Here is a 25,355-nt window from a genome sequence, read left to right on the forward strand (position 1 = left end):
ATAAACGGACAATAATGAAAAACTGGCTAGGTACCGGCACCGCAACCCTCTCCTTCATCCTGTGGGGGATGCTGCCGCTCTATTATCAATTCATGCCCGAGGTCAACATGTGGGAGCTGATCTCCCACCGGGTGCTCTGGTCTGTGGTGCTGCTGGGTGCCCTGTTTTTGCTGCTTGGCCACAAAGTGCCCTGGGCACAACTGCGCAGCGAGCCGCGCCAGCTCGGCCTCATTCTGCTGGCGGGCCCCGTCATGTCCATCAGCTGGTGCATGTTCACCTGGTGCCTCACTACCGGGCAGGTGCTAACAACCAGCCTCGCCTTCTTTATGACCCCGCTGTTCAATATCGTATTCGCTGTCATCTTCCTCAAAGAGCGGCTCACCCCGCAAAAGCATCTGGCAGTCGCTCTGGCACTGGCGGGTCTCGCCTACATGCTCTTCTGCTACGGCCAGCTCCCCTGGTTCTCCCTCATCATGGGGGCCAACTTCGCCTGCTATGGCCTTATCAAGAAGAAGATCCACTACGACACCGGCACCAGCCTCTATCTGGAAGCCATGGTGCAACTGCCCGTCGCGCTGATCATCATCGGCACGCTGGCGTGGCACGGGGAAGGGGCATTCGTGAACGGAGATCTGGCTGACAAGCTGCTGCTGATGGGCAGTGCGCCCGCTACTCTGCTGCCGGTGGGGCTGTTCTGTTACGCAGTGGCGAGAACCCGGATGAGCACTGTGGGGCTGCTGCAATATATCGAGCCCAGCCTCGCCTTCCTGCTCGCCATCTACTGGTTTGGTGAGGCGCCGGACCCCATCAAGGCAGTCGGTTTCGCCTTTGTCTGGGCAGGTCTGCTGGTGAGCCTGTTGCCACTGCATCGGCTCAAGCGCCGCCCTCAGGGCGTACCGCGATAGGACTCCAACACCTTGTGCCAGCGGGGATCCCTGTCCATCTGCTCGGCGATGTCGTTGAGTGTGGCATGCAGCTCGGGACGGGATTTGGGCAGCAGGATATGGCGGGTATAGCTGGATTGGGGGAAGGGTGAGATAAACAGCTTGCCCTGATAGTGCTGTGCGTCGATGAAAAAGCCCAGCGATGAACCACTCACCAGCGTCACATCAATGCGGCCGCGCACCAGCAGCTCAAGATTGGTCTTCACCTTCTTGGCATCCTGGCGCACCAGCTCCCCGCGGCCAGCTGCATCATCGATCCCCTGATAGCGGTAGCCCTCCACCCCGCCAAACACCAACCCCTTGAGGGAGTCGGGTCCGCGATAGGTGACTGGGTTATCGATGTTCGAGACCAGCTCGTTGGTGTCGCGCATCACCGGGAAAGTCCAGAGATAGCGCTCGCGATGGGGATCCCCCACCCAGGCCGGATTGACCCAGACCACCAGACCGTCAAAGTCGGGATCCGCCATCTCCAGCGCCAGTCGGGCGCGATTGACCAGCCAGAGCTCGATTCTGGGTTCACCCCCCAGCTTTTCATTGAGATACTTGACCAGCTCGCGGCTCAGCCCTGCATCCACTCCGGTGTTGAAGGGGGGATGCTGATGGTAATCGTAGAGACGGATCGTCTCCCCCAGAGCCGGGACCGACAACAGTAACCACAACCAAAACCAGACTCTCATCGCACCTCCTTGAGCTGCCTCTGAGTTTGGCACAGAGAATTTGAATGAGAGAACCCGCGACCACCACACCGACACAGCAACCATCCGCCCCTTCCCGCTGGTCTGTCTATATGGTGCGTACTGCCACCGGCCTGCTCTATACCGGGATCAGCACGGATCCGCTGCGCCGTCTGCACCAGCACCAGAGTGGCAAGGGCGCTCGCGCCCTGCGCGGCAAGGGGCCACTGACGCTGGCGTGGCAACAGGAAGTCGGCGAGAAGGGGGCGGCCCTGCGCATCGAATACCGCCTCAAACAGCAGCCAAAATCCTTCAAGGAACAGCTGATAAAAAGCCCGGCACTCTGGCAGAGCTGGAGCCCCCAGTGGTTAACCGAAACGACTCGGCCTTAAGGGGTGCAGGCAAAAAAAGGCCACTCGATGAGTGGCCGGAAAGGGGAAATCAGGGAGCATCACACAACGTCTTGCACAACCTCAGGCGGGTTAGAGGTAGGTATTGGAACGCTTGCTGCGGTTGCTGATCAGCCAGCAAACCGCCAGCACCAGCAGCAACCAGGGGGCCACCTTGATGATCAGAGCAAGCATGCCGCCCAGTGCCCCAAGCAGCACGAACAGGCCGCTCACCAGCAACATGGCTACCAGGGTAAAACCGGTCAGTGCCATGACCAGCAGCACCACCAGCAATATGAAAAATTCCAGCATAACTTGCTCCTTATCAGTACCTTGTCTGCCGGCTTGGCAACCCTGCGGTCAATCCAGCCAGCGCTTCAATTCATAACGGGGCGGCATCACCAGCACCGCCAGCAGATAGGCGGCCAGTGCCAGCGGTGGCATCAGGATCAGGGCGAGCAGTGCCACCACCCGCACCGTGACTCTGGAGACCCCCAACCGCCTAGCAATACCGGCGCAGACCCCGGTCAGCTTGCGATGCACCAGATCCTTGGGCCAGGGGCTCATGATTACACCTCCGCTTTCTGGCCTTTGAGGCGAGCCAGCTCGCGCTCGATCTCGTCATTGAGCTCCAGCTCGCGGAACTGGGCCTCCAGCGAGGGATTCTGCCCCAGGGTGGCCGCCTCCAGCTGGGCTTCCAGCTGATCGACCCGGCCCTGAAAACCGTCAAAGCGTGCCATCAGCTCATGCATCCGCTGGTTGTCCACCTGGGCGCGGGCACGAATGCGGCTGTGGGCGGTCTGCTCGCGCAGGGTCAGCAGTTTCTGCTTCTCGCGCGCCTCGGTCAGCTTGGCAGCCAGCCGTTCGCTATCGGCGGTAAGCTGGGCCAGCACCTCGGCGACCCGGGCCTTGTCCTGCTCCAGCTGTTCACATTTTTTGACCTCCGCCAGCTTCTCGGTGAGGGCGGCGCGGGCCAGATCCTCACGTCCCTTCTGGATGGCGAGCTCGGCCTTGGCCGACCACTCCAGGATCTGCGCCTGCAGCGCCTGCTGGTGACGCTCCAGCTGTTTCTGTTCGGCAATCACGCGGGCGGCCTGGGTACGCATCTCGACCTGCACCTGCTCCATCTCTTCGATCATCAGGCGCAGCATCTTCTCCGGCTCTTCACTCTTGTCGAGCAGGCTGTGCAAGTTGGCATTTATCACGTCGGTCAGGCGGCTGAATACGCTCATGGTCTGGCTCCTTGTTGATGGGATGGCTATCTCTTCCCATTGCATTACAAGAGCCGTGCCAAGAAAAATTATTGTTGTTTTACATATAGATGGGAATTTACTGAGGAAATTCAAGAAGGGCTTATTGGTGAGAATAGCCAACCAAGTGGTGATTTTCACCAACAAAAAAGGGAGCCTCTGGCTCCCTTGTCGATTCAGCTGCGATATCCGTCAGGCGGCGTGGCTGTGGCCCAGCTTGCTGTCCAGTTCGGCCAACTTGGCCTCCATCCGGGCGCGGCAGGTGTCGGAGAGATCGCGAATGCCGCTGGCACCGTGCTCCTTGCTGCAGACCGGCGCCATCACTTCCACCAGCACTTCGCCGTTGTCCCAACGATTGAGATCGACCTGACCGAAGTAGCTGGAGCAGACGATGGGCACCACGGGTACTTCAGCCTGTACCGCAGTGTGGAAAGCGCCCGCCTTGAACGGCAGCAGGCCGCGCCCCTGGGAGCGGGTCCCTTCCGGGAACATCCAGATGGAGGTGCCGCGGTTCTTGATGCGATCCACCACCTGACCTATGGTGCCGATGGCACGGGAGCGGTTGGAGCGGTCGATCAGCACGTTACCGGAGAGCCAGAAGATAAGGCCGAACAGCGGCAACCAGAGCAGGCTCTTTTTGCCCACGGCCACCACGCCAGGCTGCACCGCACCGGTCACGGTGAAGATGTCGAAGTTGCTCTGGTGGTTGCAGACATAGACCGCCGGGCCGACCGATTTGACCTCGTCGGCCACCGTCACCTTGACTCGCAGCCCGATCAGCGGGCAGACCGCGTGATACATGCGGGCGAAGACATAGACGTTGTTGGGATGGCGCGGACGAACCAGACAGAGCAGCAGGCCGAACAGGAACCAGAAAATGAGCAGCAGACCAAGCAGCAGCACACGGGCAATTTTGAGCATCGAACACCTCGAGTTTTAACTCGGCGCAGTATACTGATCCCCCTTTTAGCGAACAAGCGTTCGCCAAACAGAACCGACCACCCTCCCCATCGCGCCACCCACAGTGCTGCTCATCAATACGCCGCCGACTTGCCCCACCCGCCATTGGTCGTTAGGATGGCCCCATCTTGATGGACGGGGCGAACATGATGTTGCAACAACGGGTAGCGAAACATCTCCTGCTGCTGGTCTGCCTGCTGGTGCTCAATTGTGCGGCCCAGCCGCTGGCCCGGCTTGCCCTGCTCGATCACGCCCTCAGCTGTCAGGCACTGCCTGTTCCAGGCTCGGCAACGGCTCAAGAGGATGCCAAACCGGCCAGCCCGCAGCCCACCAGCTGCCAGCTCAACGGCAAGTGGCTGAGCGCCGCCACCCTGCTCTGCGTCGAACAGCTCTTCTTTGCCGTGGCCGTACTGATCGCCCTGCTGGCCCCCCTTTGGCGCTACACACCGCCACTGCCCCCTCCCAGAGTCATCTCGCCGCCCGAGCGGCGTTTGCACCTCACCCTCTGCGTCTGGCGGGAATGAGTTCGGCAGCGTTCTTTCGTTAGCTGTCACTCAATTTTTGCGAGACCAAAAAGATGTCGAATCTCTTCAAGGCGGCCCTGCTACTGGGCGGTCTGCTGTGGCAATCCATGGGATTGGCCAGCGACACGGGCTGGCTCACCAGCCCACAGAATGATCACGCCCGGGTACGGCTGCAGGCCGACCGCAGCACGGCAGATCAGACCCGCATCCTGCTCGATGTGGAGCTGGAGTCGGGCTGGAAGACCTACTGGCACAGTCCGGGAGAAGGGGGGATTGCTCCCCAGATCCTGTGGGACGAACCGGTCGGTGACTTTCAGTGGCGCTGGCCGGTGCCACGCCACTTCGAGGTAGCCGGGCTCAGCACCCAGGGTTATCAGGGAGATGTGACCTTCCCCCTCAGCCTCAACTATCCCGCAGGGCAACCGCTCAAGGGAACTCTACGCCTCTCCACCTGCAGCAATGTCTGCATCCTGACCGACTTTCCCTTCACCCTGGCGGTGGATGGGCGAGCGCCAGCCGGTTTCGACTTCGGCTGGGCCAAGGCCATCAGCAACCTGCCCCAACCGCTGCCTGCCGAAGCCCGGGTCGAGCTCGGTTATCAGCACAACCAGCTGCAACTGCGCGCCGAGCGGGCAGAGGGCTGGCAATCACCAGCGCTCTTCATCGACGCTCTGGAGGGGGCCGAGTTTGGCAAACCGGCGCTTGAGGTCGAGGGCAACACCCTGATCGCCCGGGTGCCGGTGAGCGATGGCTGGCAGGGGGATGCGCCGGATCTGCGCGGCCAATCCCTCGGCCTGCTGCTCACCAGTGGCGAACAGGCGTGGCAGGGCAAGGGGACAATCGGCGCGCCACTCGCGCTGCCCAACCAGAGCCATTCGCTGTTCTGGTTGCTGGGGGCGGCGCTGCTCGGTGGCCTGATCCTCAACCTGATGCCCTGCGTGCTGCCGGTGCTGGCGCTCAAGCTGGGAACTGTGCTGCAACATCAGGAGCGTGAACAGGGCGCGGTACGCAAGCAGTTCCTCGCCGCCAGCGCCGGGATCATCACCTCCTTCTGGGTGCTGGCGGCCATGAGCAGCCTGCTACGCGCCACGCAAGGGGCCGTCGGCTGGGGCATCCAGTTCCAGAGCGCCAGTTTTATCGGCTTGATGGTGCTGGTCACCCTGCTGTTTTGCGCCAACCTGCTGGGGCTGTTCGAGATCCGCCTGCCCAGCGCCCTCAGCACCCGCCTCGCCACCAGCGGCGGCAACGGCCTCGGCGGTCACTTCCTGCAGGGGAGCTTCGCCACTCTGCTGGCGACCCCCTGCTCGGCACCCTTTCTCGGCACGGCAGTGGCCTTTGCGCTGGCGGCACCGCTCGGCCAGCTCTGGCTGATCTTCACCGCGCTCGGAATTGGCATGAGCCTGCCCTGGCTGCTGGTGGCGGCCCTGCCACGGCTCGCCCTCTGGCTGCCCAAGCCGGGGCGCTGGATGAACCATCTGCGCATCCTGCTCGGCCTGATGATGTTGGGCTCCAGCCTCTGGCTCACCAGCCTGCTCGACAACCATCTCGGCAGCTATGCCACCGGCTGGCTGATGGTTGCCATGCTGCTGGCGCTGCTGACTGGCATCATCTGGCGTTACGGCATGCGCGGCTTCACGCTGACGATCGCCCTTACCGCCCTGATTGGCAGCCCCTTGCTGCTGAGTGGCGCCTTTAGCGCGCAGGGCTCGGCCAGTGTTGACAAGGTGGTCTGGCAGCCGCTCTCTGAACGCGCCATCACAGATGCGCTGGCCCAGAACAAACGGGTCTTTATCGATGTCACCGCCGACTGGTGCGTTACCTGCAAGGCCAACAAATACAACGTGTTGCTGCGCGATGAGGTACAACAGGCCCTCTCGGCCCGCGATGTGGTGGCCCTGCGCGGCGACTGGAGCAAACCAAGCGACACCATCGCCGCCTTCCTGCGTAAGCGGGGCGCGGCGGCCGTCCCCTTCAACCAGATTTACGGCCCGGAGTTGCCGCAGGGGATCACGCTGTCCCCCCTGCTCGACAAGGACGATCTGCTGACCACATTGCACAAGGCTGGGCTGCTTCAGGCTGGCACCACCCGATTTTAAGGAGCAACCATGAAACCGACTCTTAGCGCCCTGACCCTGCTGGCCTCCCTTTCCGCAACCCTGCTGGCTCCGGCCCTGCACGCAGCCCCTTTCACCCCGGAGCAGGAGGCGCGCATCAAGGAGCTGATCCGCGAGACCCTGATCGCCAACCCCAAGATCCTCGATGAGGCCGCCGAATCCTGGGAGAAGCAGAACGCGGCAGCCCAGGAGGCGCAGCTTGGCAACTTCATCAAGGGCAACAAGGATGTGCTGTTCAACAGCGCCACCAGCCCGCGCCTCGGCGCCAAGAACCCCAAGCTGACGCTGGTGCTGTTCACCGACTACAACTGCCCCTACTGCAAGCAGTTCGATCCCCAGCTGACCAAGCTGCTCAAGGCCTATCCGGACGATCTGGGGCTGGTGATCAAGCTGCTGCCGTTCAAGGGGCAGACCTCCGCCAAGGCGGCCCAATACAGCCTGACCCTGTGGCAGCAAGATCCCGCCCGCTTCCTCACCCTGCATGACAAGCTGATGAGCAAGCAGGGGATGCTGACCGAGGCGGACATCAACAAGGCGCTGGCCGCCACCGGCAATACCGCGCTCAAACCGGCCGCCAAGGCGACCGAGGAGCTGCGCAACAGCCTGCGCATCGGCACCATCCTCGGGGTACAGGGCACTCCGGCGACCCTGATTGGCAACCAGCTGGTACCTGGCGCCATTCCTTATGAGGAGCTGGAGCAACTGGTGAAGGCCGAACTGGCCAAGCAGGGGTAAGGGATGACTACCAACCCTCAACCCCGCTGGCGCCGCTGGGGCAAGGAGGCGCTCTGGCTGCTGCTGATGGCGCTGGTCATCTCGACCCTGCTCGATCTGTGGCGCAGCCCGACCCTGCCAGAGGGGGCGATGAGCGCCCCCGTCACCCTGCAGGATGGCAGCAGCACGGATCTCGCTACCTTAAGTCAGGGCAATCCGCTGCTGGTCTACTACTGGGCCAGCTGGTGCGGTGTCTGCCGTTTCACCACCCCGGCGGTGCAGCAGCTCTGGCAAGAGGGGGAAAACGTGCTGACGGTGGCACTGCGCTCCGGCAATTCGGAGCAGTTAGCCAAGGGAATGAGCAAGAAGGGGCTCACCTTCCCGACCCACAACGACGAGTCGGGAGCGCTGGCAGCCCAGTGGCAGGTGGGGGTCACCCCGACTTTCCTCGTTATCAAGGATGGCAAGCTGGTGAGCAGCACCACCGGCTGGAGCTCGAAGTGGGGCTTGCAACTGCGGCTCTGGTGGGCGTCGCTCTAGCCACGCACCTTCGTTGCCTGCAACAGGGCCATCCCAACTTGATGGCCCTTTTTTATGCCCGACATTTTTATGCCGACATCAGGCGGGGAGCTGCATCCCGCGCACCTGCTCCAGCAGGGCGGTCACCGCCACCGATCGCAACGCATCGGGGGCGTAGCAGAGCCCCACCCGCCGCTTGAAGGAAGAGACCGCCAGCTCGGCGACCGAACAACCGGGCGGACAAAGCGAACGGGGCAACCAGGCAATCCCCGCCCCGGCGGCCACCATGGTCGCCGCCAGTCGCAGCGACCCCGCCCGCCGTGGATAGAGCGGCGCCTGATTGCCGAGAATAGCGATCAGCCGCAGGTGGGAGTCGTGGCGCGGGCAGGTGACCCAGGGTTCATCCGCCAACGCTGTCGGGGTGAGCGATCCCTTGCCCGCCAGCGGGTGATCCGGCGGCAGCACCAGTACAAACTCCTCCTCCAGCAGGGGGATAAAGAGCTCGTCACCACAGCGCAGGGATTCACACCCCAACCGCACATCGCCACAGCAGCCCTCCTCCAGGGTCAGCAGGATCTCCTCGTGGGCGAGCGCACCTTGCACCAGCGCCCCCACCACGCCATCACCCAGATCCGCCTCAATTCCCATCGTCAGCTCGAGGCAGGGGGAGGTTTCACGAAACTCGCGGGCGAGGGAGTCGGTGTCGGCGATCAGCCGCTTGGCGCGGGGATAGAGCCGGTGCGCCGCTTCGGTCCCCTCCACCCCGCGCGCCTGCCGCACAAACAGGGTCACCCCCAGCTCATCCTCCAGCGTCTTGATGGTGGTGGAGAGGGTGGGCTGGGTAATGAAGAGGCGGGTGGCAGCCGCCGTGATGTTGCGCTCCTCGAAGACAGCCACAAACGCACGCAGGGTTCGCACATCCATAGAATTCACCTATACCAGACAGTCATAAAAGCCATTTTTCACGGCGACACGGGGCAAATATAGTGGCTTAACTGCCACAAGGCATCCCAATTTTCTATATCAGCGTTTATCAACACCGTCAGGAGCCATCATGCGCCATCTCTCTGTCATCGGCCTCGGGGCCATGGGCTCCGCCCTCGCCACCACCTTGCTCAAGGCGGGCCATCCGGTCACAGTCTGGAATCGCAGCGCCGCCAAAGCGGCCCCGCTGCAAGCGCTGGGTGCGACACTCGCCCCCTCGGTTGGCGCGGCCATCGCCGCAAGCGATATCACCCTTGTCTGCGTCGATAACTACGCCGTCAGCCAGCAGTTGCTGGATGAGGCGAGCGATGTGGTGGCGGGCAAGCTGCTGGTGCAGCTCTCCACCGGCAGTCCGCAGGGGGCCAGAGCGCTGGAGAACTGGAGCCACGCCCGCGGCGCCCGTTATCTCGATGGCGCCATCCTCTGCTTCCCGGATCAGATCGGCACCACTGATGCCAGCATCATCTGCTCGGGAGCCAGCGCTGCCTTTAGCGACGCCGAGCCGGTACTGCGCCTGCTCGCCCCTACCCTCGACCATGTGGCCGAGGCGGTGGGCGCCGCCGCGGCGCAAGATTGCGCCGTCGCCGCCTACTTTGCCGGTGGTCTGCTCGGAGCTCTGCACGGCGCGCTGATCTGCGAGGCGGAAGGGCTACCGGTGGCCAAGGTGTGCGCCCAGTTCAGCGAGCTCTCCCCCATTCTCGGTGGCGATGTGGCCCACCTTGGCAAGACGCTGGCGAGCGGCGATTTCGATCACCCCTACGCCAGCCTGAAAACCTGGAGCGCCGCCATCAGCCGCCTCGCCGGTCATGCCACCGACGCCGGGATCGACAACCGCTTCCCGCGCTTTGCCGCCGATCTGTTTGAGGAAGGAGTAGCGCAAGGGTTTGGTCAGCAGGAGGTGTCAGCCCTCATCAAGGTGCTGCGGGCACGCAATGGAGCGGCACAATGAACGAGCTGACCAACCAACCCCAAATTGCACTGGTCACCGGCGCCGCTGGCGGGATTGGCCGCCAGCTCTGTATCGGGCTGGCCGAGGCAGGTTATCGGGTGATCGCCACCGATCTGGCCCCTCACGCTTTCGACCATCCCGAAATCCACTTTCGTCCGCTCGATTTGTGCGATGAGCAGGCCATCGAACGCCTCTTTGCCGAGGTGCACGCGCAGCACGGCGGCATCCATCTGCTGATCAACAACGGCGCCATCAGCAAGTTCCACACCCGCTTCGAGGATCTGAGCGCAGCCCAGTTCGATCAGGTGATGACGGTCAATGTGCGCGGCGCCATGCTCTGTGCCCGCGCCTTTGTGCAGGCCAACCGCGGGTTGCCCTATGGTCGCATCATCAATATCGCCTCCACCCGCTGGCAGCAGAACGAACCGGGTTGGGATGCCTACGGCGCCTCCAAAGGGGCGCTGGTCGCCCTCACCCAGTCCCTCGCCAACTCGCTGGCCGACTACCCCGTCACGGTCAATGCCATCAGTCCGGGCTGGATCCAGGCGGAGGATTACCACACCCTGACCGAGGCGGATCATCGCCAGCACCCGAGTGGCCGGGTCGGTCGCCCCGACGACATCACCCGCGCCTGCCTCTTTCTGGCCGATCCTCGCAACGACTTTATCAACGGTGCCAATCTGGTGGTCGATGGCGGGATGAGCAAGAAGATGATCTACCACACCTCCGCCTCCTTCTGGGAGGAGTAACCTCTGCGGCGGCAGCCCGATTTGCGCTGCCGCCGCCATCTCATCCCACACTAGCCCCTGACCATTTTTTCATCGCCTTCCCGTGCCCGCCCCTTGCACTGGCCAGACCGACTGGCAACAATAGACGCTCAACTGACACCTCTTCATTTCGCCCGTTAATTGATCGTCCAACTCATCGCGTTGGCGGGCTGTTTCCGTTAAAATGACGGGTTTTTGCCGTGCCTGGTTTGCCAATCCCCACCATCAGGCACTCGCAGCGTGAATCCTATGATGCCAGTGATGCAGGATCTGCCATGAACAACTACTTTCGGGTGCTGGGCGTCAAGTCCAACGCCAGCGAAAACGACATCAAGAAAGCCTATCGTCGGCTGTCGAACCAGTACCACCCCGACAAGCTGCACGGGGCCAGTGAAGAAGAGAAAGAGCAGGCAGCCATCAAGCTGCACCAGGTAAAGCAGGCCTATGAAGTGCTGTCCGATCCGAAACAGCGGGCCGCCTTTATCAAGGATTTCAACAACGTCATCGTGACCGACCCAGCCTCCGCCATGCAGGAGATGTGGGATCAGTTCTACCCCTGAAACAGCAGGCAGAAAGAGCAACTATGCAAAAGAGATGGGACCAGGCGCGGCTCAAGTCGCTGCAAAGCGATGCCAGCGAAAACATCGAATCCTACCGGGATCAGGACGACCCCAAGGGGCTGGAACAGTTCACCGACCAGATGAAAAGCCTGCTGCTGGCCGATATGAGCATGCTGGAGTTTATGCCCGAGTATCTGCCGCTGGCCCTCTATGGCCGGGTGCAGTTCCCGGCCAAGGCCAAGTCGCAGTGGAACAAGTGGCTCGCCAGCGGCCAGCAGCCAAGCTGGGACGAGTTCAAGGTGAGCGTCGGCTTCAACAACGCCGCCCTGCCGCTGGTCAAGGCGGTGCGGGCCCAGAGCGAAGATCAGCTGATGGAAGCCTGCGCCGTGCTGTTCCTGCTCGACAACCCGCTGCCGCGCGGCAGCCACCGCGGCGATGACGACTATGAGCTGCGCGACGAAGAAGATGAAGACGGGGAAGATGCCGACGCCGACTACCATGGCGGCAGTGACCGCTATGGTGATGACGACGGCGATCAGGATATGTACGACGAAGTCCGTTTCTAATTGGGGCAAGGCATGAGCAACAGTCTGATAGAAATTACCGCCATCGAGATCAAAGAGCTGGCCGTTATCGAGCCGAAGCAGGCCAGCGAGAAGTTCGAGCTGATCGCCAAGACCATGTCTGACGACCAGCTGGCAGAAGTGATTGAAAACATTGATATCGTTACCCTGACCCAGATTAACGGCCAGCACGATATCTCCTTCCCCTCCATCATCTCCGAGCTGATGACCCCGGAGCGGATCCGCGACATCGTCTGCCAGCAGCCGCTCTATTGGGAAGAGGCGATCAAGAACAACGCCGACGAGCTGCAACAGCACACCTTCGACTTCCTCAACTACCTGATCCGCACCCAGGATAGCGAAGCCAAGCAGCGCGAGATCCTCGAGTGCGTGGCCGAAGATCCGGCCGGTCTCTTCTACCTCGCCATCCCCTTTATCGAGTTCTATCGCGGCGATCGCTATGAAGAGGACGAAGGCTATCGCGACGTGCTGCACGCCGAAGAGGAAGATCTCGAAGAATCCCTGCGCTACAGCGAGCGCCAGCAGAGCGAGGATGTCCACGACTACGCGCTGGATGACCCGCGCAGCCTCTTGATGCTCATTCGCGAGCTGGCCCCCGAGGTGGAAAAAGCCATCAAGGCGCTGCTGCGCAACGAGCACTCCACCTGGGACGGCATCATCAACAAGTTTGCCGCCGAGCTGGTGATGCAAGCCAAAGAGAAGAACAAGGTCGAGGAAGACGAGTACGGCGACGTCGACGACATGTTCAGCTTTCTGGATTAAGGAGCCCATTCATGCAGTTAGTCATTCGCGATGCCAACCAGGGCCCCTTTCTGACCCAGGTGCTGCGCTTTGGCCGCGACAACGAACTCTTGAGTCAGCAACAGCTCGCCGCCATCAAGGGCAAGGCGGTGCTGATGAGCCTCAAATTCGCCGACAAGTACTACAACAAGTACAAGATGCACCTGCTGGAGCAGGCGGCCCACGACGTCATCGGCGTGGTGAGCCTCGGCCTGCAGGAGCTCTCGGCGCGGGATCCGGCCAAGGCGCTGGCGCTGCTGCAGGCGCCGGAAGGCCCCATCAAGCCGTTCCAGAAGGGCTGGTCGATGCTCATTACCGTCAGCCCCAAGCAGGTTGGCAACAGCCTCTACGGTGACGTGGATGCGCGGCTCTTGGACAAGATCTCGAGCCCGCCCGATGTGGAGGAGTGGCAAGGGTGGCAGGAGTACGAGAAGGCGCTGACCGAGCACAACAAGAGCCGCCTGATGGAGCTCATCGACCAGCACTTCTTCGCCTGCGAGAGCGACCACCCCACCATGGAGGACAAGCTGGCCGAAGCGCTGCTCTACCGCATCCTCTGCGGCAAGGGCAGTGGTGCCGCCCCGCTCAAGGTGAAGCAGGATCTCAAGCGCAAACTGGCGCGGGAGATTGAGCTCGACGAGAGCTGGTACGACACCGACTACCTCGCCGCCCAGCTGGCCCTGATGCTAAGCGCGCTGCCCGCCGACATGGCCGCCGCCCTGCGTCAGGAGCTGAGCCCGGGCTTTGTGCCCAACCTGCTGCACACCCTCGGCTTTGTCCGCCAGTACCAGCTGCTGCAAAAAGAGAACGCCTCGCCGGAGAAGCTCGACAACATCGAGATGCGCGCCGGTCTCAAGCACCCGCTGCTCGGCTGGCCGCTCTACCACGACTTCTAAGGCCGCTTTCGCCGCCTCTTTTGTTGCCCCCAATGTGGGATAACCCAACGCCCGGCCCGCCGGGCGTTGTTATATCCGGGATGTCCCCTCACCCTAACCCCCTCCCAAAGGGAGAGGGAAAATACGCAAGTCCCCTCGGGCCGCCGAGCAACACATGGGGCACACCAAGCACCGCGCATTGCACCGGCAATCTGGGGAACAGCTCAGTGGTGCAATTCACTCTGTTCATTGCCCTCTGTGGCTCTTGTCACTGCGCAGGGCCATACGCCAATCCCGGATAATTATTCATTCAAAGAGTGAAACTGAATAAATAAGCTGCCACTCAACATGCCGGCGGCGATGGCGAAAGAGCAGCCAAAAGCGGGATGGCGATCTCACTATCAAATCAGTTCAGGCCAAAACAGGCTCCATTCAACCCCGACAACTCTGATACCTACCCGGCCAGCGCCAGCTTTTCAGCAGCCAAAACTGCATAAAAAACCGGAATAGATCAATAAAAGACAATTAATCTCGCCAGATTAAATTTCAGGTATGGCTATTTGCACCGCTTGGCCGCTAAATGACAGACCGGCCTTCAGACCAGCATGGAAGCGCACAAGGCTAGCCGGCAGCAGACCGGTACGCTCTCAGGACGAGTTATGACTTTCTTCTCTCACAGGAGACAGACCGTGAGCGCTTCGAATCAACACCCCACCATTCCCCCCGGCTCCGGGGCGCTGTTCTTTATCCAGACCTTCTCGACCCTGGGGTTTGCCGTGCTCTACTCCACGCTGGTGCTCTACGCCACCAAGCGACTCGGCTTCAGCGAATCCCAGGCCAACGCCATGATGGGGGTCTTCGGGGCCTTCAACTATGGCCTGCACCTGTTTGGCGGTTATCTCGGCGGGCGCTACCTCAGCAACCGCAACCTGTTCGTGATGGGGATGGTGCTGCAGGTGATCGGCTGCTACTTCATCGCCGAGATGGGGATCACCGGCCTCTACTGGGGGCTCGCCATGTTCCTTACCGGCAGCGGCCTCAACGTCACCTGCCTCAACATGATGCTGACCCAGCGCTTCGCCCCGGATGATCACCGCCGCGAGAGCGCCTTCCTGTGGAACTACGCCGGGATGAATCTGGGCTTCTTTATCGGCTTCACGGTGGCGGGCTACTTCCAGCTCACCGAGGATTACCGCACCCTGTTCCTGTTTGCGACGCTGGGCAACATCATCGCCATCATCGCCACCTTCGCCTGCTGGCCGATTCTGGCGGATATCAGCACCCCGCTGCGCCATATCAAGGGGCGCGGTTTCTATCTGCGAATGCTCGGTGGCCTCGCCATTCTGGCCATGCTGGTGCCGGCGCTGCGCCTGCTGCTGACCCACGCCAGCTTCAGCGGCAGCTTCGTGCTGATCCTGGGCGCCGTGGTGCTGGTGCTGCTCTGCGTGATGACCGCCCGCCATCCGGACGCCGCCGAGCGCAGCCGCATGGTGGCTTACCTGATCCTCGCCCTTGGCTCCCTCATCTTCTGGTCGCTCTACCAGCTGGCGCCCATGGGGCTGATGCTCTTCTCCGAGCACAACATCAACCTCAACGTGTTCGGGCTGCGGGTCGCCCCCCAGTGGATCCAGAACATCAACACCCTCGTCATCGTTATCGGTGGCCCCTTGATGGCGCTGCTGTTCAAGCGACTGCGCGAACAGGGGTGGAATATCGATATCCCCTCCCAGTTTGCCGCCTCCCTGTTTTGCATGGGGCTCGGCATGCTGGTGCTGCCGATCGGCATTCATCTGGCGGGGGCCGACGGGCTGGTCGCCTTCAAGTGGATCGCCATCAGCTATGTGCTGCAGAGCTTTGGCGAGCTGCTGATCTCCCCCATCGGCTACGCCATGATTGGCAAGCTGGCCCCCGCCAGCCTGCAAGGCTTGATGATGGGCTGCTGGATGATGGTGACCGGCATCGCCTCGGTGCTGGCGGGCTATGTCTCCGGCGCCATGCCGCAAAATATCGGCAGCACCCCGGTCGCCACCAATCCGGGTTACAGCTCGGTGTTCAATATGCTCGGCTGGGGCTCGCTGGCGGGCGGCGTGGTGTTGCTGCTGCTGGTGCCCCGCCTGCGCCTGCTGATCGCCTCGAAAATCACCCCGCAACCGGCGGCGACAGCCATTCCTGTCTAATTGGATTCGGGCCAGCCATTTCACTGGCCCCTGCCAGCGCGAACGGTTGAATCGGCAATGCAGCTGATAATGCGAAGGGCCCCGCCATCATGGATGGCGGGGCCCTTCTCTTTTGGTGGGATGGATGACCCGCGTCTGGCTGCCGAGCCCCCGTTTAGGCTTCGTCAATCAAGCCTATGTCCCCACAGATCTCGTTTCTCAAACATCCGATTTTGGGGTTCCCAAACGCAGCAGCTTGAGCAATCGATATAGAAAAAGTGGCTGAATAATCGTCACCACTATGGTTAGCCAAGCCAATAGAGTTATGTTGCCAAGGTGACCATCGACATTTGTTAAAATCATCGAAGAGACGATGGCAGCCGAGCCACTAAATATATGTTGAAAAACATTTTGCAATGACATGAATCCCGCCCTTTCCCAAGGCGCTGCTACTTGACTATTAACAGCAGCTACGGTGATCGTTCGGGTCGATGTAACCACCATGAATAACGTGAAAATCACTATGGTCGGCAACCAAGGGGCACGCAAGAAGCCATCCCAAACAACCGCTATCGTCAATGCCCCCATCAAAATCGTCACTTTCATTGCGCCAAAACGGTCAATAAATAATCCGCCAAGCTGCATTGAAAACAGGCTAAAAATGCCGCCCATGACATAGTACTGACTCATATCGCCGCGAGGGACATCAAGGTTAAATTGAAAATAAGCAGCTATGTTGGGAACAATAAGGAAGGTGCTGAAAATTGCCAACCCAATTGCCATAAACGCATTCAACACCACAGGTCGCTTCAACATTTCAATGGATGAAAAAGCTTTCTGGTTCAATCCCAAGTGGGCCGTCATTCCAGGCAACCTTGTATATACCGCCACGCAAACACACAATCCCAAGCCACCTAAAACATAGAAAGGTGCACTCCATCCTTTTAACATTGCCAGCTCCAATCCCAACGGCACACCGGCAATCGCTGACAACGAAAACGCCCCCATCACGATGGCCATCGCTCGGCCACGTTGCTGTACAGGCGTGGCATCCACAACGATCGCCAGAGCAATGGATGTTGCTGGACCGGCAAACATACCGGCCAGCAAGCGGGTAAAGAATAAACTTTCCATATCCCATGCCAAAGCGCAGGCCCAAGTGGATAGCGTGATACCCAACAGTGTGAGCAGTGCAACATGCTTTCTATCAAATCGGTCGAGATATCTGGCACATAACAACGATGATAGTGCGGCTGCCAGTGCATACCCGCCTCCTAAATATCCTATATAGGTTGGACTTATATTTAGTGTGCGAGATAAATCAGGCCCAAGCGGCATAATCATCATGAAATCAAGCGCACTGACCAATTGAATCAATGCCGCCAACCAGACAACGTTAAAATCCATAACCGAACGATTATGGTGAGTTCTTTCACCCATATTATTTTCATCTAGCATCATAGTGTTTACTCTCAATCTTTAGAGATAAAAACTATACCCACTATCACATTTTAATTTTATTCGTTAAAATGGCATGGATTGTTATCAGATTAGGGATAATCAATGCGTACCGGCATGGAATTGAATGCGCTGAAGATTTTCATTGCAGTGGTTGAAAACAGCAGTTTTGTCGGGGCATCTAAAACCCTTCAAATCCCCACCTCAAATGTGAGCCGCAGTATTTCTCAATTGGAAGAAGCCTTGAACCTTCAACTGATTGAACGCTCAACCCGCCATATGAAGCTCACACAGTCAGGGCAACTGCTCTATACCCGAGTAAAACCACTGCTGGAATCACTGGAGCAAACCGAGGCTGAATTGACATCACAGCAGATTCAGCTGAAAGGGCCATTACGCATCTGCATCCCCAATGAGGCTGGGCCAAAACTGCTCGGTACTGCCATTGCCGACTTTGCCTGCCAACATCCTGAAATAACGATCAGCTGCATTACCAATCTCTCCGGACTTGAATCATTAAGAGAGGATTTGGATATGGCAATCATCATTCACAGAGGCAAGATGGATGATTGCGATTACATAGCCAGCCATTTGACCACCATTCCCTGTACTGTTGTTGGCTCCCCTTCATTGATCCAGCAGTGGGGGCTTCCCAACCACACATCACAACTCAAAACTCTCCCCTGCATAACTACGGTGAGCGCTCTGAAAGGGATGCCTTGGCAATTTACTCGCACGAGCAGTGAATTTTCCACCATCCAGGTGAATGAACACTACCGGGTCAATAGTGGTGAACTGGCGTTAAAAGCAGCCATAGCTGGTGTAGGGTTTGCCATTCTTGCCAAGGTATCTTGCCAAGAGTTTATTGATGATGGCAGCTTGGTTGAAATTGAACTTGAGTTACCCGCCGCCCCATTGCAGTTGTTTGCTGTTTATGCGAACCGCCAATATCTTCCTGCTAAAACTCGCGAATTTATTGAGTTCGTACGGGAAAATATGATAAATCATCAGTAGCTAATATTGGTAACGCCTCAACAGGTAAATATAAATTTTCAAGATATCAAAAATTTGAATTTCACAAAACCAACCTTTCTCCAAATATCATATGTGAATCAACCACCAATAATGACTGTAGATTTCCATGCCCACTAAAAACTTAACCAAGTTATTTTACTACAGTTTTTTATTTCGCAATGAAATAATAGAACGCCTATCTCTAGAGGAACTTTGCAATACATACATGTACGGAAACGAGATTAAAGTACCCATAAAAGATGACATATATAGTGACTGAGCTATTTTTGAATCAAAAAATACTACATACCAGACACCAATGCAGCCTGCTAACATCGCTTTGACAAACCAATTAATAGTCATTAATGATGGATAGTATGATACAGCAATTTTAATTTCATCATCATTTATATTAACAAATGAATTATATGCACAATTGTAGTTATAAACAGTGTAAAGTCCACTGAAAAAAATAAACCCCGCCAAGACAATACACTTTTTCTTTATAAGAGAGCATTTCTAATGTTTGAGCATATGGAATAGACAAAGAAATATAGCTATTCTCCATTAATAGGTTTACTATCAAAGAAATAACCAGCCCGATATATACTCCTCGCTGAGAATTTATATTGGCATCTTTTACATTTGAAACATATATTTCATTACAGTCCATCACTTTCTCTTTTACATTGTTTTAGTACATATAATAAGGGCGCTTTCGCGCCCTTCTATATTAATTACCCTTCCTGATTTTCCCCAGCTACCGGTTCGGCACCGGCGGCGGGTTCAATCTCAATGCGATCCACCCGCTGCAAACCGCGGGGCAGCTTGGCGCCACGGCGGCCGCGCTCGCCGCGATAGTAGTCAAGATCAGATGGCTTAAGAGTGAGCTTGCGCTTGCCGGCAAACAGGGTGACCGACTGACCCTGCGGGATGACGGCGGCCATCACCACAAACTCCTCCCGCGCCTTGACCCGAGCCGACGGAATGCTGATGAGCTTGTTGCCCTTGCCCTTGCCGAGCACCGGCAGGGTGTTGAGCGGGAACAGCAGCATGCGCCCTTCGTTGGAGATGGCCATGCAGAGATCGGTCTCCGGCGAGCCGATCTTCTGGGGTGCCATCACCTGACCCCCTTCCGGCACGGTAAGCAGCGCCTTGCCGTTCTTGTTCTTGCCGATGAGGTCGTCATAGGTGCAGACAAAGCCGTAACCGGCATCGCTGGCGATCAGGTAGGGCTCGCCCTCGTTGCCCATCACCAGATGACGCACCTCTTCACCGGCACCCAGCGCAAAGCGGCCGGTGAGCGGCTCGCCCTGACTGCGGGCGGATGGCAAGGTGTGAGATTCGAGGGCGTAGGTTCTCCCCAGGGTGGAGAGGAACACCGCCTGCTGGTTGCTGCGGCCACAGGCGTGGGCCAGATAGCTGTCCCCCGCCTTGTAGGAAAGCCCTTCCACATCCACGTCGTGGCCCTTGGCGGCGCGCACCCACCCCTTGTCGGAGAGGATGACGGTGACCGGTTCGCTGGGAATAAGCTCTTTCTCGGTCAGCGCCACGGCGGTGGCCCGCTCCACCAGCGGGGTGCGGCGATCGTCGCCGTACTTCTCGGCATCGGCCAGCAGCTCTTTCTTGAGCAGGGTGTTGAGGCGACGCTCGGAGCCCAAAATGAGCTCCAGCTTGTCGCGCTCTTCGGCCAGTTCGTTCTGCTCGGCGCGCAGCTTGAACTCTTCGAGTTTGGCCAGATGGCGCAGTTTCAGCTCGAGGATCGCTTCGGCCTGGGTCTCGGTAATGTTGAAGCGCTCCACCATCACCTTGCCCGGCTCATCCTCGGTGCGGATGATCTCTATCACCTCGTCGATGTTGAGGTAGGCGATCAGCAAGCCTTCGAGGATGTGCAGGCGAGCCAGCACCTTGTCGAGGCGGAATTGCAGACGGCGACGCACGGTCTCGCGGCGGAACTGGATCCACTCGCTGAGGATGGTCTTAAGGCACTTCACCTGCGGCCGGTTGTCGAGGCCGAGGATGTTAAGGTTGACTCGATAGTTCTTCTCCAGATCCGTGGTGGCGAACAGGTGGGCCATCAGCCCCTCCACATCCACCCGGTTGGAGCGCGGCACGATCACCAGACGGGTCGGGTTCTCGTGGTCCGATTCATCCCGCAGGTCGGTGACCATCGGCAACTTTTTCGCCACCATCTGGGCGGCGATCTGCTCCATGATCTTGGCGCCGGAGGCCTGATGGGGCAGCGCTGTGATGACGATGTCGCCATCCTCCTCGCTCCAGACCGCCCGCTGCTTGATGGAGCCCTTGCCGGTCTCGTAGATTTTGCGGATATCGTCGCGCGGGGTGATGATCTCGGCATTGGTCGGGTAGTCCGGCCCCTGAATGTGCTGCATCAATGCATCCAGCCCCGCATTGGGGTTGTCGAGCAGCTCGGCACAGGCGTAGGCCACTTCCCGCGCGTTGTGGGGCGGAATGTCGGTCGCCATGCCCACCGCAATACCGGTCACCCCGTTGAGCAGGATGTGTGGCAGGCGGGCGGGCAGCACCACCGGCTCCTTCATGGTGCCGTCGAAGTTCGGCGTCCACTCCACCGTGCCTTGCCCCAGCTCCGAGAGCAGCAGCTCGGAGAAGCGGGACAGCCGCGCCTCGGTATAACGCATCGCAGCGAAGGACTTGGGATCGTCCGGCGCACCCCAGTTACCCTGACCGTCCACCAGCGGGTAGCGGTAGGAGAAGGGCTGGGCCATCAGTACCATGGCTTCATAACAGGCGATGTCGCCGTGGGGGTGGTACTTACCCAACACGTCACCCACGGTACGGGCGGACTTCTTGTGCTTGGAGAGGGCCGACAGACCCAGCTCGCTCATGGCGTAGATGATGCGCCGCTGCACCGGTTTGAGGCCGTCGCCGATATGCGGCAAGGCCCGATCCATGATGACGTACATGGAGTAGTTCAAGTAAGCCTGTTCGGTAAAGGTGCGCATTGGCTGGCGCTCTACCCCGTCCAGACTGAGCTCGATAGCATCACTCATATGTTTTTCTCTTGCTATGGCGCGCCCCAGGAGGGCACGCCTGAAATGCGGGTCGGCAGGTGACCGACGGCTTAGATGATGGCGAGGTTGCCCTTCTCTTCGAGCCACTCGCGGCGATCACTCGCCCGCTTCTTGGCCAGCAGCATATCCATCAGCTGCAGGGTCTCGTCAGCCGCATCCCCTTCGCTCTCTCCTGCCGGCTCCATGGTGAGCTGCACCAGACGGCGGGTGTTGGGATCCATGGTGGTTTCCCGCAGCTGTTTCGGGTTCATTTCACCCAGCCCCTTGAATCGGGTCACCATCACCTTGCCCTTCTTCTTCTCGGCCTCAACCCGCTGCAGCACGCCGTTCTTCTCGTCCTCGTCGAGGGCGTAGTAGACCTCTTTACCGATATCGATCCGGTAGAGGGGCGGCATGGCGACGTAGACGTGACCCTTCTCCACCAGCGTGCGGAAGTGCTTCACAAACAGGGCGCAGAGCAGAGTGGCGATGTGCAGACCGTCCGAGTCCGCATCCGCGAGGATGCACACCTTGCCGTAGCGCAGGCCGCTGAGATCCTCGGAGTCGGGGTCGAGCCCGATAGCGACCGAGATGTCGTGTACTTCCTGTGAGGCGAGCACCTGACCGGCCTCCACCTCCCAGGTGTTCAGGATCTTGCCGCGCAGCGGCATGATGGCCTGAAACTCGCGATCCCGCGCCTGCTTGGCACTGCCGCCCGCGGAGTCACCCTCCACCAGGAACAGTTCGCCCTGCATGGGGTCGGCGCAGTTACAGTCGGTCAGCTTGCCGGGCAGCGCCGGGCCCTGGGTAATCTTCTTGCGCACCACCGTCTTGGCGGCACGCATCCGGCGCTGGGCGCTGGAGATGCAGAGCTCGGCGATCTGCTCCGCCAGCTCGGTGTTGCTGTTCAGATAGAGGCTGAAGGCATCCTTCACCACGCCGGAGACAAACGCCGAGCTCTGGCGGGAGGAGAGGCGCTCCTTGGTCTGACCGGCGAACTGCGGATCCTGCATCTTGATGGAGAGGATGTAGGCGCAGCGATCCCAGATATCTTCCGGAGTCAGCTTGACCCCGCGCGGCAGCAGGTTGCGGAACTCGCAGAACTCGCGCATGGCGTCGAGCAGCCCCTGACGCAGACCGTTGACGTGAGTACCGCCCTGCGCAGTGGGGATGAGGTTCACATAGGATTCGGCGAGGCATTCGCCCCCTTCCGGCAACCAGCAGAGCGCCCAGTCCACCGCCGACTGTTCGGAGCTGAACGAGCCGATAAAGGGCTGCTCCGGCAGGCAGGTGTACTGCTTGACCGCGTCAACCAGATAATCCTTGAGGCCATCTTCGTAGCACCACTCCAGCTTGATGCCGGTGTTCTTGTCGAGGAACTTGATGGTGAGGCCGGGGCAGAGCACGGCCTTGGCTTTGAGCAGGTGCTCCAGCTTGGTGACCGAGAACTTGGGCGAATCGAAGTAGCTCGCCTGCGGCCAGAAACGCACCCGGGTGCCGGTGTTGCGACGGCCGCAGGTGCCGGTGATGGTCAGCTCCTGCACCTTCTCGCCGCGCTCGAAGGCGATGTCGTAGACCTGACCGTCGCGACGCACCGTCACCTCGACCCGATCGGAGAGGGCGTTTACTACCGAAATACCCACCCCGTGCAGACCGCCGGAGAACTGGTAGTTCTTGTTGGAGAATTTGCCGCCCGCGTGCAGCTTGCAGAGGATCAGCTCCACCCCGCTGACACCCTCTTCCGGGTGGATATCGACCGGCATGCCGCGGCCGTCGTCGATCACTTCGAGGGACTGGTCTTCATGCAGGATCACCTCCAGATTGCGGGCGTGACCTGCCAGCGCTTCATCGACGCTGTTGTCGATGACCTCCTGGCCGAGGTGATTGGGCCGGGTGGTGTCGGTATACATGCCGGGGCGGCGACGCACCGGTTCAAGGCCATTGAGGACCTCAATGGCATCCGCATTGTATTGAGTAGACATGGAGGGCCTTGCGAATTGACGTTTGGGGAGAATCTTACTCGTTGGGAGGGTATTGGACAAACTTGGCTGCGGGAAAGGGTGATCCGGAGGGGATTGCGCCCCTCCCAAGGCTATTTCAGCTCCCCTCGGCAGGGCCAGGCAGCGCCTGTTGCAGCTGGGAGAGCGAACTTTGCAGCCGCCACACCATGCCTGCCAGCTCTCGCGCCGTGCCATCGCCATGGTTGGCCAGCCCCTGACTGATCCGCTGCAGCTCGGCCAGCGTGCGGTCGAGGGAGGCGTGCTGCACCCCCTGCTCGGTGAGGATCCCCTTCAGGCTACGGATACAGTTGTCACGCACCAGATAGAGAGGATGCTCGTCACCGCGCCACTGGCGCAGCTGCCAGACGATATGGCTGCAGTTGAGCAGCACCACGCCCCAGCGCAATACCCACATACGGGCGGTCTGCTCCTGACTCTGACCGAGCTGGCTGATGCAGTGGTAGATCAGCGACTCGAACTGGCTCTCGCTCTGGCGCGGGGCCGGCTCCAGCTGATCCATGAAGTGGCGGCGCAGGGAGCGGATAATGCGGCGGCTCTTGCGCCGATCCGAGCTGGGTCGCAACAGCTGAAACGCCAGCGCGGCGCTCATCACCCCCATCATCTGGGCGAGGCTGCTGTTGATGAACTGCTGATAGTCGTAGCTGGGCGGATTGGTGATGGCGAGAAACGAGCCGAGCAGCACGATCATCTGGCCCCAGAGGCCCGCCTGCCGCACCTGCTGCTGTTTGCAGAGCTGCATGGAGAGCAGCGCCGGAAAGAGCAAGAGGCAGAAGACCCAGAAATCGTCGATGCGGATCATCAGGCCAAACTTGACCGCAAAGCAGATGAGGCTGAGCAGCAGGATCGCCCTGAGCATGGTGTTGGCCCCCTGAGCCGGCGCCGGGGTCGCCGAGTAGAGCACGCAGCAGATGGAGAGCATGGTGAGCGCCGAGCTGCCCGCATCCCACTGACTGTTGATCCAGAAAGTGCAGCCGAGCAGCACGCAGAGGAAGGTGCGCCCGCCGTTGTAGGCGGCCTCCAGCGTGTCGGTATGGCTGGTGAGGGAGGTGTGACGGGGCGGCGCCGGCCACTCCTGATCGTCGTAGCGGGTCAACCGGTCGAGCCAGCGCTGACACTCCAGATAGCTCCAGCAGAAATGGCGCAGCCGCAGCAAAAAGGTGCGCAGCCGGTAATCATGCTCGCTGGTCGGCATCAGGGGAGCCAGCAACCTCGCAACCCGATACTTGTCGCACTCCGGCTTGCCAAGCTCGGCCAGCAGGGTGGCGAGCAGCGCCTGAATGCCTTCCGGTTGTTCCGGCCAGTTGTGCAGCATGCGGCGCTGGCTGGAGATAAGGCTGATGAGCCGCAGCTGGCGATGGAGCAGGAAGTTGAGCAGCCGGTTCTGGCGCCGCAACCGATGATGGCTCCAGACCGCCTGTATGCGCAGCACGTTCATGGTGAGGATCTGGCCGATCAGCCCTTCGTGGGAGCTGCGCACCTCGGGCGTCATCTCCCCCAGCCAGAGCAGCTGGGCATGTTCCAGCAGGCGGGTCTGGCTCTTGCGCAGGGAGTCCAGCAGGGTTTCGCTATCCGAGGTGCTGGGCAGGATCATCATCATCAGACCGCCGCAGAGGATACCGATGATCACCTCGCTCACCCGCGCCTGGGCAATATCGAAGATATGGTGGGGATCCGCCACATTGACGCAGGAGAAGGCGATGATGGCGGCAGTGTAACCGCCGAGGGCGAAGGCGTAGGAGACGTTGTTCTGATAGTGGTTGGAGATGTAGGTACACAAGCCCAGCCAGAGGGCGATAAGGAAGCTGAACAGCCAAGGATCGCTGATGCCAAGACCGGTGATCACCACCGCCGCCATCGCCCCCATCAAGCTGCCAACCACCCGCCCCAGACTCTTGCTGATCACCCCGCCCACGGTGGGAAAACTCACCACGGCAGCCGAGCTCATGGCCCAGTAGGGAGAGTCGAGCTGCAGCACGAAGGCCAGCCAGAGCGACAGGCACATGGCCAGCGCATTGCGCAGGGCATAGCGCCACTGCCCCCCTGTCGCCCTCCCCCAGGGGGTGCGCAGCCAGAACGACTCGCTCACC

25 protein-coding genes are annotated in these 25,355 nt (G+C 59.9%); 14 read left to right on the plus strand and 11 right to left on the minus strand.

Going from position 1 to position 25,355, the window contains the following annotated elements:
* Positions 1 to 14 precede the first annotated feature (14 nt).
* Positions 15 to 905 (plus strand): EamA family transporter RarD, encoded by an 891-nt coding sequence (gene rarD, locus AB5Z02_RS05285; protein WP_042052465.1) that lies wholly within the window; start codon positions 15 to 17, stop codon positions 903 to 905.
* Here the strand turns inward: rarD and AB5Z02_RS05290 are convergent.
* Complete coding sequence (locus AB5Z02_RS05290) at positions 887 to 1,621, minus strand: ABC transporter substrate-binding protein (RefSeq protein WP_005363058.1); 735 nt, start codon at positions 1,619 to 1,621, stop codon at positions 887 to 889. The two genes, rarD and AB5Z02_RS05290, sit on opposite strands and share 19 nt — an antisense overlap.
* Before the next feature lie 44 nt (positions 1,622 to 1,665).
* On the opposite strand from AB5Z02_RS05290, the gene AB5Z02_RS05295 reads away from it, so the two are divergent.
* A complete protein-coding gene (locus AB5Z02_RS05295) occupies positions 1,666 to 2,010 on the plus strand; it encodes a GIY-YIG nuclease family protein (protein WP_368215465.1) in 345 nt (114 codons plus the stop codon).
* A gap of 90 nt (positions 2,011 to 2,100) precedes the next feature.
* Here AB5Z02_RS05295 and pspG read toward each other — a convergent pair whose 3' ends face one another.
* The 4 genes from pspG to AB5Z02_RS05315 all read right to left on the minus strand — a co-directional run bounded on the left by pspG (position 2,101) and on the right by AB5Z02_RS05315 (position 4,178).
* The gene (pspG, locus tag AB5Z02_RS05300; protein WP_103251896.1) at positions 2,101 to 2,319 is read right to left on the minus strand and encodes an envelope stress response protein PspG; all 219 of its coding nucleotides are present in this window, start codon (positions 2,317 to 2,319) and stop codon (positions 2,101 to 2,103) included.
* A gap of 48 nt (positions 2,320 to 2,367) precedes the next feature.
* Positions 2,368 to 2,574: a PspC domain-containing protein gene (locus AB5Z02_RS05305; protein ID WP_005335873.1), complete on the minus strand. Its 207-nt coding sequence runs from the start codon at positions 2,572 to 2,574 to the stop codon at positions 2,368 to 2,370.
* Between the two features lie 2 nt (positions 2,575 to 2,576).
* Positions 2,577 to 3,239, minus strand: a complete 663-nt coding sequence (pspA, locus tag AB5Z02_RS05310) for a phage shock protein PspA (protein WP_019446683.1) — start codon at positions 3,237 to 3,239, stop codon at positions 2,577 to 2,579.
* 210 nt (positions 3,240 to 3,449) lie between these two features.
* Positions 3,450 to 4,178, minus strand: a complete 729-nt coding sequence (locus AB5Z02_RS05315; RefSeq protein ID WP_019446682.1) for a 1-acylglycerol-3-phosphate O-acyltransferase — start codon at positions 4,176 to 4,178, stop codon at positions 3,450 to 3,452.
* 185 nt (positions 4,179 to 4,363) lie between these two features.
* Here AB5Z02_RS05315 and AB5Z02_RS05320 point away from each other — a divergent pair, with 185 nt between their 5' ends.
* The 4 genes from AB5Z02_RS05320 to AB5Z02_RS05335 are packed head-to-tail and all read left to right on the plus strand — an operon-like array spanning position 4,364 to position 8,109.
* On the plus strand, positions 4,364 to 4,741 hold the full coding sequence (locus tag AB5Z02_RS05320; RefSeq protein ID WP_236322783.1) for a hypothetical protein: 378 nt from the start codon (positions 4,364 to 4,366) through the stop codon (positions 4,739 to 4,741).
* 53 nt (positions 4,742 to 4,794) lie between these two features.
* A complete protein-coding gene (locus AB5Z02_RS05325; RefSeq protein WP_368215467.1) occupies positions 4,795 to 6,837 on the plus strand; it encodes a protein-disulfide reductase DsbD family protein in 2,043 nt (680 codons plus the stop codon).
* Between the two features lie 9 nt (positions 6,838 to 6,846).
* Complete coding sequence (locus AB5Z02_RS05330) at positions 6,847 to 7,590, plus strand: DsbA family protein (protein ID WP_005354886.1); 744 nt, start codon at positions 6,847 to 6,849, stop codon at positions 7,588 to 7,590.
* 3 nt (positions 7,591 to 7,593) lie between these two features.
* Positions 7,594 to 8,109, plus strand: coding sequence for a protein disulfide oxidoreductase (locus AB5Z02_RS05335; protein WP_368215469.1), 516 nt, complete (start codon positions 7,594 to 7,596; stop codon positions 8,107 to 8,109).
* 78 nt (positions 8,110 to 8,187) lie between these two features.
* Here the strand turns inward: AB5Z02_RS05335 and AB5Z02_RS05340 are convergent, their stop codons facing one another.
* The gene (locus tag AB5Z02_RS05340) at positions 8,188 to 9,012 is read right to left on the minus strand and encodes a LysR family transcriptional regulator (protein WP_368215471.1); all 825 of its coding nucleotides are present in this window, start codon (positions 9,010 to 9,012) and stop codon (positions 8,188 to 8,190) included.
* Positions 9,013 to 9,142: 130 nt separating this feature from the next.
* Here AB5Z02_RS05340 and AB5Z02_RS05345 point away from each other — a divergent pair, with 130 nt between their 5' ends.
* The 7 genes from AB5Z02_RS05345 to AB5Z02_RS05375 all read left to right on the plus strand — a co-directional run bounded on the left by AB5Z02_RS05345 (position 9,143) and on the right by AB5Z02_RS05375 (position 15,764).
* Entirely contained in the window at positions 9,143 to 10,021 is an 879-nt protein-coding gene (locus AB5Z02_RS05345) for an NAD(P)-dependent oxidoreductase (RefSeq protein WP_368215473.1), read from the plus strand.
* Positions 10,018 to 10,770 (plus strand): SDR family NAD(P)-dependent oxidoreductase, encoded by a 753-nt coding sequence (locus AB5Z02_RS05350; RefSeq protein ID WP_368215474.1) that lies wholly within the window; start codon positions 10,018 to 10,020, stop codon positions 10,768 to 10,770. Before AB5Z02_RS05345 ends, AB5Z02_RS05350 begins: the two co-directional genes overlap by 4 nt.
* A gap of 293 nt (positions 10,771 to 11,063) precedes the next feature.
* The gene (locus AB5Z02_RS05355; RefSeq protein WP_005343121.1) at positions 11,064 to 11,348 is read left to right on the plus strand and encodes a DnaJ domain-containing protein; all 285 of its coding nucleotides are present in this window, start codon (positions 11,064 to 11,066) and stop codon (positions 11,346 to 11,348) included.
* Positions 11,349 to 11,371: 23 nt separating this feature from the next.
* The gene (locus tag AB5Z02_RS05360; RefSeq protein WP_368215476.1) at positions 11,372 to 11,914 is read left to right on the plus strand and encodes a hypothetical protein; all 543 of its coding nucleotides are present in this window, start codon (positions 11,372 to 11,374) and stop codon (positions 11,912 to 11,914) included.
* Between the two features lie 12 nt (positions 11,915 to 11,926).
* Positions 11,927 to 12,694 (plus strand): hypothetical protein, encoded by a 768-nt coding sequence (locus AB5Z02_RS05365; protein ID WP_005335887.1) that lies wholly within the window; start codon positions 11,927 to 11,929, stop codon positions 12,692 to 12,694.
* 11 nt (positions 12,695 to 12,705) lie between these two features.
* Positions 12,706 to 13,608, plus strand: coding sequence for a hypothetical protein (locus AB5Z02_RS05370; protein WP_201988022.1), 903 nt, complete (start codon positions 12,706 to 12,708; stop codon positions 13,606 to 13,608).
* A gap of 668 nt (positions 13,609 to 14,276) precedes the next feature.
* Complete coding sequence (locus tag AB5Z02_RS05375) at positions 14,277 to 15,764, plus strand: peptide MFS transporter (protein WP_368215478.1); 1,488 nt, start codon at positions 14,277 to 14,279, stop codon at positions 15,762 to 15,764.
* Positions 15,765 to 15,962: 198 nt separating this feature from the next.
* Here the strand turns inward: AB5Z02_RS05375 and AB5Z02_RS05380 are convergent, their stop codons facing one another.
* Positions 15,963 to 17,219: an MFS transporter gene (locus AB5Z02_RS05380; RefSeq protein WP_368215480.1), complete on the minus strand. Its 1,257-nt coding sequence runs from the start codon at positions 17,217 to 17,219 to the stop codon at positions 15,963 to 15,965.
* 87 nt (positions 17,220 to 17,306) lie between these two features.
* Here AB5Z02_RS05380 and AB5Z02_RS05385 point away from each other — a divergent pair, with 87 nt between their 5' ends.
* Positions 17,307 to 18,215: a LysR family transcriptional regulator gene (locus AB5Z02_RS05385; RefSeq protein ID WP_368215482.1), complete on the plus strand. Its 909-nt coding sequence runs from the start codon at positions 17,307 to 17,309 to the stop codon at positions 18,213 to 18,215.
* A gap of 442 nt (positions 18,216 to 18,657) precedes the next feature.
* Here AB5Z02_RS05385 and AB5Z02_RS05390 read toward each other — a convergent pair whose 3' ends face one another.
* From AB5Z02_RS05390 to AB5Z02_RS05405, 4 genes are all read right to left on the minus strand, one after another.
* A complete protein-coding gene (locus tag AB5Z02_RS05390; RefSeq protein ID WP_368215484.1) occupies positions 18,658 to 18,888 on the minus strand; it encodes a hypothetical protein in 231 nt (76 codons plus the stop codon).
* 64 nt (positions 18,889 to 18,952) lie between these two features.
* Entirely contained in the window at positions 18,953 to 21,247 is a 2,295-nt protein-coding gene (gene parC, locus AB5Z02_RS05395) for a DNA topoisomerase IV subunit A (RefSeq protein WP_368215485.1), read from the minus strand.
* 71 nt (positions 21,248 to 21,318) lie between these two features.
* A complete protein-coding gene (gene parE / locus AB5Z02_RS05400) occupies positions 21,319 to 23,229 on the minus strand; it encodes a DNA topoisomerase IV subunit B (RefSeq protein ID WP_236302263.1) in 1,911 nt (636 codons plus the stop codon).
* Between the two features lie 115 nt (positions 23,230 to 23,344).
* On the minus strand, positions 23,345 to 25,354 hold the full coding sequence (locus AB5Z02_RS05405; RefSeq protein WP_368215487.1) for an FUSC family protein: 2,010 nt from the start codon (positions 25,352 to 25,354) through the stop codon (positions 23,345 to 23,347).
* Position 25,355: the final 1 nt, after the last annotated feature.

The organism is Aeromonas sp. R2-3, from assembly GCF_040908375.1.
GTDB lineage: Bacteria > Pseudomonadota > Gammaproteobacteria > Enterobacterales > Aeromonadaceae > Aeromonas > Aeromonas veronii.

Coding starts and splice junctions, on each gene's coding strand:
- rarD (WP_042052465.1), top strand. CDS start 15: ATGAAAAACTGGCTAGGTACCGGCACCGCAACCCTCTCCTTCATCCTG.
- AB5Z02_RS05290 (WP_005363058.1), bottom strand. CDS start 1,621: ATGAGAGTCTGGTTTTGGTTGTGGTTACTGTTGTCGGTCCCGGCTCTG.
- AB5Z02_RS05295 (WP_368215465.1), top strand. CDS start 1,666: ATGAGAGAACCCGCGACCACCACACCGACACAGCAACCATCCGCCCCT.
- pspG (WP_103251896.1), bottom strand. CDS start 2,319: ATGCTGGAATTTTTCATATTGCTGGTGGTGCTGCTGGTCATGGCACTG.
- AB5Z02_RS05305 (WP_005335873.1), bottom strand. CDS start 2,574: ATGAGCCCCTGGCCCAAGGATCTGGTGCATCGCAAGCTGACCGGGGTC.
- pspA (WP_019446683.1), bottom strand. CDS start 3,239: ATGAGCGTATTCAGCCGCCTGACCGACGTGATAAATGCCAACTTGCAC.
- AB5Z02_RS05315 (WP_019446682.1), bottom strand. CDS start 4,178: ATGCTCAAAATTGCCCGTGTGCTGCTGCTTGGTCTGCTGCTCATTTTC.
- AB5Z02_RS05320 (WP_236322783.1), top strand. CDS start 4,364: ATGATGTTGCAACAACGGGTAGCGAAACATCTCCTGCTGCTGGTCTGC.
- AB5Z02_RS05325 (WP_368215467.1), top strand. CDS start 4,795: ATGTCGAATCTCTTCAAGGCGGCCCTGCTACTGGGCGGTCTGCTGTGG.
- AB5Z02_RS05330 (WP_005354886.1), top strand. CDS start 6,847: ATGAAACCGACTCTTAGCGCCCTGACCCTGCTGGCCTCCCTTTCCGCA.
- AB5Z02_RS05335 (WP_368215469.1), top strand. CDS start 7,594: ATGACTACCAACCCTCAACCCCGCTGGCGCCGCTGGGGCAAGGAGGCG.
- AB5Z02_RS05340 (WP_368215471.1), bottom strand. CDS start 9,012: ATGGATGTGCGAACCCTGCGTGCGTTTGTGGCTGTCTTCGAGGAGCGC.
- AB5Z02_RS05345 (WP_368215473.1), top strand. CDS start 9,143: ATGCGCCATCTCTCTGTCATCGGCCTCGGGGCCATGGGCTCCGCCCTC.
- AB5Z02_RS05350 (WP_368215474.1), top strand. CDS start 10,018: ATGAACGAGCTGACCAACCAACCCCAAATTGCACTGGTCACCGGCGCC.
- AB5Z02_RS05355 (WP_005343121.1), top strand. CDS start 11,064: ATGAACAACTACTTTCGGGTGCTGGGCGTCAAGTCCAACGCCAGCGAA.
- AB5Z02_RS05360 (WP_368215476.1), top strand. CDS start 11,372: ATGCAAAAGAGATGGGACCAGGCGCGGCTCAAGTCGCTGCAAAGCGAT.
- AB5Z02_RS05365 (WP_005335887.1), top strand. CDS start 11,927: ATGAGCAACAGTCTGATAGAAATTACCGCCATCGAGATCAAAGAGCTG.
- AB5Z02_RS05370 (WP_201988022.1), top strand. CDS start 12,706: ATGCAGTTAGTCATTCGCGATGCCAACCAGGGCCCCTTTCTGACCCAG.
- AB5Z02_RS05385 (WP_368215482.1), top strand. CDS start 17,307: ATGCGTACCGGCATGGAATTGAATGCGCTGAAGATTTTCATTGCAGTG.
- AB5Z02_RS05390 (WP_368215484.1), bottom strand. CDS start 18,888: ATGGACTGTAATGAAATATATGTTTCAAATGTAAAAGATGCCAATATA.
- parC (WP_368215485.1), bottom strand. CDS start 21,247: ATGAGTGATGCTATCGAGCTCAGTCTGGACGGGGTAGAGCGCCAGCCA.
- parE (WP_236302263.1), bottom strand. CDS start 23,229: ATGTCTACTCAATACAATGCGGATGCCATTGAGGTCCTCAATGGCCTT.